The organism is Methylobacterium sp. A52T, from assembly GCF_053346095.1.
Window position 1 is genome coordinate 1 of the sequence record NZ_JBKFBI010000232.1, and the last position, 5,001, is coordinate 5,001.

The 5,001-nt window shown below is 71.3% G+C and carries 7 protein-coding genes; 2 read left to right on the top strand and 5 right to left on the bottom strand.

Annotation, left to right across the window (positions count from 1 at the left end):
• Window positions 1–123: 123 nt before the first annotated feature.
• Window positions 124–981 (bottom strand): glycoside hydrolase family 16 protein, encoded by an 858-nt coding sequence (locus ACLBYE_RS29465; RefSeq protein WP_447696869.1) that lies wholly within the window; start codon window positions 979–981, stop codon window positions 124–126.
• Window positions 982–1,187: 206 nt separating this feature from the next.
• Here ACLBYE_RS29465 and ACLBYE_RS29470 point away from each other — a divergent pair, with 206 nt between their 5' ends.
• On the top strand, window positions 1,188–2,213 hold the full coding sequence (locus tag ACLBYE_RS29470) for a glycosyltransferase family 2 protein (RefSeq protein ID WP_447696870.1): 1,026 nt from the start codon (window positions 1,188–1,190) through the stop codon (window positions 2,211–2,213).
• Between the two features lie 29 nt (window positions 2,214–2,242).
• On the opposite strand, the gene ACLBYE_RS29475 is transcribed toward ACLBYE_RS29470, so the two are convergent.
• The 4 genes from ACLBYE_RS29475 to ACLBYE_RS29490 form a co-directional block, all read right to left on the bottom strand.
• The gene (locus ACLBYE_RS29475; RefSeq protein WP_447696871.1) at window positions 2,243–2,551 is read right to left on the bottom strand and encodes a hypothetical protein; all 309 of its coding nucleotides are present in this window, start codon (window positions 2,549–2,551) and stop codon (window positions 2,243–2,245) included.
• 172 nt (window positions 2,552–2,723) lie between these two features.
• On the bottom strand, window positions 2,724–3,029 hold the full coding sequence (locus ACLBYE_RS29480) for a hypothetical protein (protein WP_447696872.1): 306 nt from the start codon (window positions 3,027–3,029) through the stop codon (window positions 2,724–2,726).
• A gap of 292 nt (window positions 3,030–3,321) precedes the next feature.
• Window positions 3,322–3,549 carry a hypothetical protein gene (locus ACLBYE_RS29485; RefSeq protein WP_447696873.1) on the bottom strand — a complete coding sequence of 76 codons (228 nt, stop codon included), beginning with the start codon at window positions 3,547–3,549 and terminating at the stop codon, window positions 3,322–3,324.
• A gap of 100 nt (window positions 3,550–3,649) precedes the next feature.
• Window positions 3,650–3,871 carry a DUF6894 family protein gene (locus ACLBYE_RS29490; RefSeq protein WP_020091195.1) on the bottom strand — a complete coding sequence of 74 codons (222 nt, stop codon included), beginning with the start codon at window positions 3,869–3,871 and terminating at the stop codon, window positions 3,650–3,652.
• Window positions 3,872–4,277: 406 nt separating this feature from the next.
• Between ACLBYE_RS29490 and ACLBYE_RS29495 the strand changes: the two genes are divergently transcribed.
• The coding region (locus ACLBYE_RS29495) for a UDP-glucose dehydrogenase family protein (RefSeq protein ID WP_447696874.1) at window positions 4,278–5,001 on the top strand (724 nt) is incomplete at its 3' end.

A 5,001-nucleotide genomic window follows, 5' to 3' on the forward strand; every position in this document is an offset into this window, starting at 1 on the left:
TCAGTCCTGATCCTTCGCGTCCCTCACCCCAACCCTCTCCCGCACGGGAGAGGGGGCCTGGCGCGGCTGGCGAGACCGGGCTCGCCCTCCTTCCCGACCGTTGCAACAGGGTCGGATACGGCTCTAGCGGCAGACGATCGATTCCTTGAAGCCGCACGGATCGCCCATCCGGGTGAACGCGACCCGCTCGAACAGCGCGGTGACCGGCTGTCCCGAATACTCCGTCGGTCCGAGCCACGACGCGAAGTCCGGGCCCTGTCCCGACCAGACGCTGAGCATGATCTTGCTCGGATGGGAGGGAAGCGGCCGGTCGGGCGTGCCGACGACCTCGCGCAGCAGGCGTCCGTTGACGTACCAGCGCAGGCGGTCGGGCAGCCACTCGAAGGCGTAGTCCGCGGTGGTGGTCGCGGCGTCGAAGCCGAGGGCGTCGAGGCTGACGTGCTCGCCGACGCCGCCGACGAAGTAGTTGAGCTGGACCTTGCTCGTGTCCTTGCCGAGCCACTCGAAGTCGATCTCGTCGTTCGTCCGCCGGTCGCCGTTGTCGGGGCCGTTATAGGTGAAGAACGCCGAGACCATGCCGGACCCGGTCCCGGCCCGCATCCGGACCTCGTAGGTGCCGTAGCCGTAGCGCTCGCGGGTCTGGATCTCGGCGCAGCTGAAGGGGCGCTCCTTGTAGGTGATGTCCGTCAGGGACAGCGAGAGTTCGCCGGGCGTCGCGATCCGGGCGCGGTGCTTCGACCACGTGCAGCCCTGCCAGTCGCCGTTGACCCAGCCGTCCGAGACGTACCAGCGGCGTTCGTTCAGGGTGCTGAAGAGCTCCACGAAGGATGCGCCGCCCTGGGCAGCCGGAGCCGCGGCGGGAGAGTCGGCCTGGGCCGCGGCCGGCGGCGTGGCGGTCTCGCCCGCGCTCGCGGGATAGGCCTGCAGGAGAAGCGTCGCCGCCACGCAGAGGCGGCGGCCCGGGCCGGACCAGATCGTCATGCGCACGTCCTCAAACCAGTCGCCGCAGGATCGCGGCGGCGCGCATCGTAGCGGCGGGGGCGGCTCCGGCCGGGGATCATTCGGACGATCCGGCCCGGGGCCGGCCCCCTCCTTTCGGACGATCTCGCGCGGCGCGCCGGGGTCGCCCTACCGTGCCGGCGGACCGGCCGCGGCGCGGACCGGCCGGAGAGTCGCGGAGTCGTCCGGTGCGTAGCTTAGAGGCCTCGTCCCCCGTCCCGGAGGTCTGCGTCATCATCGCGGCCCGGGACGCCGCGGACACGATCGCGACCGCCGTCGCCTCGGCGCTCCGGCAGCCGGAGGTCGCCGAGGTCATCGTGGTGGACGACGCCTCCGCGGACCCGACCGGCGCGGCCGCCGCGGCGGCCGACGACGGTACCGGCCGCCTGCGGGTTATCCGGCTCGCCGAGAATGTCGGACCCGCCGAGGCCCGGAACCGCGCCATCGCGGCCGCCCGCGCCCCGCTGCTCTGCATCCTCGACGCTGACGACTACTTCCTCGAGGGCCGGCTCGGCCGGCTCCTCTCCGCGCCCCGGACCTGGGATCTGATCGCCGACGACATCGTCATGGTCCGCGGCCGCGAGGCGGCCTCCGCCGCCGGCCTCGTCACCGGACCGGGGCGGCCGCAGCGGCTCACCCTCGCGGCCTTCGTGACCGGCAACATCCCCCGTCCCGGCGCGAGCCGGCGCGAGCTCGGCTTCCTGAAGCCGATCATGCGGCGGGGTTTCCTGGACCGGCAGGGGCTGCGCTACGACGCGCGGCTGCGGCTCGGGGAGGATTACGCCCTCTACGTCGAGGCGCTGGCGGCCGGGGCGGTGTTCGCCGTGACCGCGCCCTGCGGCTACGTCGCGGTCGAGCGGTCGAACTCGCTGAGCGCGCAGCACCGGACGGACGATCTCGGGGCGATGCTGGCCTTCGACGACGCGATGCTGGGCCGGCCGGGTCTCGCCCCGGAGGCGCGGGCGGCCCTCCGGGCCCACCGCGCCGCCACGGCGCGGCGCTGGCAGCACCGGCGCGTCCTCGACCGGCGGCGCGCCCAGGGCTACGCGGCGGCCCTGCGGGAGCTGCTCGGCACGCCCCTGGCGTGGCGCCACATCCTGTCGGTGACCCTGGCGGCCAAGCTCGCGCGCCTCGTGCCCGCGTCCGTGCCGGAGCGGGAGACCGGTCCGCGCCTGCTCCTCGGACCGGAGCGCCGCCTCGAGCCGGCGCGCTGAGCCGGCGCTGAGCCGGGCCGCGCGGCGCGTCAGCGGTCGCGCTCCTCCTGGCGCGCCCGCACGGCCGCCACGTCGGACCGGACCTCGTCCAGCGCGCTGCGGACCCGCTCCAGGGCCGTCGAGAACGTCGCGTCCAGGTCCGGATCGACGGCGTCCGGCGCCGTGCCGTGACGGAAGCCGTCCAGCAGGTAGGGCATCATCTTGCCGTGGAGCGCCGTGTAGGCACCGGGACTGGACAACTCGTAGACGACCGCGAGGGCGTGATAGGCTCGGACGAGAACCTCGAGCGCGACATCCGCGCTGCGCGCGCCCCGATCGCAATCATCGCTGCCCATCATCGTGCTTGATAATTTATTGCTGCCCCGTCCGCCGGGTAACATGCCCACCTAAGACTGTCGACGTCGGGAGCCATTGCAATCTTCGATCCCCAATGGCGCGGGGCCGTTTATCCGCGCGCCATGGCTCGACTGCAACAGTCACTGAATAGCGGGCGTCAGTTCAAGGTCTCGTCTAGCCGCGGAGCTGCCGCGTCGGCCGGATCATTGTGGCGATCTTGGTCTCGACCTCGACCAGGACGCTGTTCACAAGGTGAAGGGCGCCGTCAACTGTACCGGTTGTCAGGCTCCCGTCGCGGCTCGTCTCCTGGATGATGCGGAAATTGTCCTCGACGAACGCGCGGATCTTCTGCTGAACGTCGGCGAACTCGCCCGGATGGGCCGTCTCGTAGAGCAGCGCCAGGGCCAGGTAGGCGCGCCCCACCATGTCCAGCGCCAGGGTCGTGCTGACCTCAGAATGTCCGGCGTCCGGGGGCGACACGACGACTGAATTTCCTGTCGGATGTTAGTTATTTACACTATCACGGACTTTATTCGGCGCCAACCGCGCCGTTGATCGGTGATGTGGATTCTGAATTGATTCCCGTCGACCCTGGGCCGGCCCCCGGCGGTGCGGGCGGTGCCCGGCCGGATCGCCGACACGGCGCGCGCGGGCGCGACGATCAACGGACCGCCGGCAGGCCGGTCCGGGTAAGCCCGGCTCGGGTGGTGGGACGCGTCCCGTCGCGATCGGCGCGGGCTCCGCGACCGTCCCGGGCCGATCGCGCGCGGCGTTAACGGCCGGCGGTGGCCCGGCGCTCGGCGCGGTCCTGGCCCGGCGCCACCGCGTGCGCGATCCGCAGCTTGAGCGCGAGGATCCGGTTGTGGCGCGCCATCGCGAGGAGCGACTCGGCGGTCCCGACATCGCCGCGCATCCGCAGCGCGTGGGCGGCCAGCGCCATCTGGGCAGCCATCGCGTCCGCCTGGCGGGCGGCGTGCGGGACGTTCTGGGGGAGGGGCATTCCGGATGGCCACGGTTCGAGGGCTCAGCCGATCCTCCGGACGATCCGTTAACGATATCTTAATGGCCGCACCCCCGCGCCGGCCGAGCGGCGCGGGCCGTCACTTCCGGATGGGCAAGCGGCCGACCAGCCAGCCCTCCTCGTTGCGCACGAGGAGGGTCCAGGGCGGCTCCCGGCCGTTTCCCGTAATCTCGTCGGCCATCTCGGCGATCACGCTACGCGCCTCGATCAGGGCTTCCTCGAGGCCAGCGGCCTCCACCCCCACGTGGTCGTGGATCGTCTCCTCGGCATTTGCGATCTCGAAGTAGAAACGCGCCGCCAACAGGGTTCTCCTCCGCCGGAACTCTTCGGGGAGTTCAGTTCTATAGACCGGTGTTAGCATCTTAGCCGTTCGCGCTCCCGGACAAAGCGGTCGGGAAAAAGCAGCCTGTCTTTGACAATTCGGGTGATGCGCCGGGAAAATGTTCGCGCGAGCGTCGACCGGCGCCGCCGGATCAGCCGAATGGCGTAGCCGCCCGGCCGCCGCCCTGGCCGGATGGCGATGTGAGGCGCGGTTCGGGGCGGTCCGGCTGCCGGTTCAGGACGGGCCGCGGCGGGGTCGGGCCGGTCGGGCCGAATCGTCGCCGCTACGCCCGATCGGCCGAGCCGCGTACGCCTAAGATATGATGTTGGTGCCCCTGTCGGGCCGCCGTAGACCCGAGCGTCGGTGCGATCGCGGCGAGGATTCCATGAACATCACGATGGTCGGGTCGGGCTATGTCGGTCTGGTCTCTGGCGCGTGCTTTGCGGATTTCGGCCACACGGTCGTGTGCGTCGACAACAATCGCGGCCGGATCGACGCGCTGAATGCCGGTCGGATGCCGATCTACGAGCCGGGCCTCGAGGCCCTGGTCGCCGAGAACGTCCGCCAGGACCGCCTGTCCTTTATCACCGACCTGGAGGCGGCGGTCGGTCAGGCCGACGCGGTCTTCATCGCGGTGGGCACGCCCTCCCGCCGCGGCGACGGCTTCGCCGACCTGAGCTACGTCTACGCGGCCGCCCGCAGCATCGCGCGCGCGCTGCGCGGCTTCACGGTGGTGGTGACCAAGTCGACCGTTCCGGTGGGCACGGGCGACGAGGTCGAGCGCATCATCCGCGAGACCAACCCCGAGGCGCAGTTCGCGGTCGTGTCGAACCCCGAGTTCCTGCGCGAGGGCGCGGCCATCGCCGACTTCAAGCGCCCCGACCGCATCGTCGTCGGCACCGACGAGCCGCGGGCCGTGGCGGTCATGGAGCAGATCTACCGCCCGCTCTACCTCAACGCCGCGCCAATCGTCGCGATGAGCCGCCGGACGGCCGAGCTGACCAAGTACGCGGCGAACGCGTTCCTGGCGGCGAAGATCACGTTCATCAACGAGGTGGCGGACCTGTGCGAGGCGGTGGGCGCGGACGTGCAGGCGGTGGCGCGCGGCA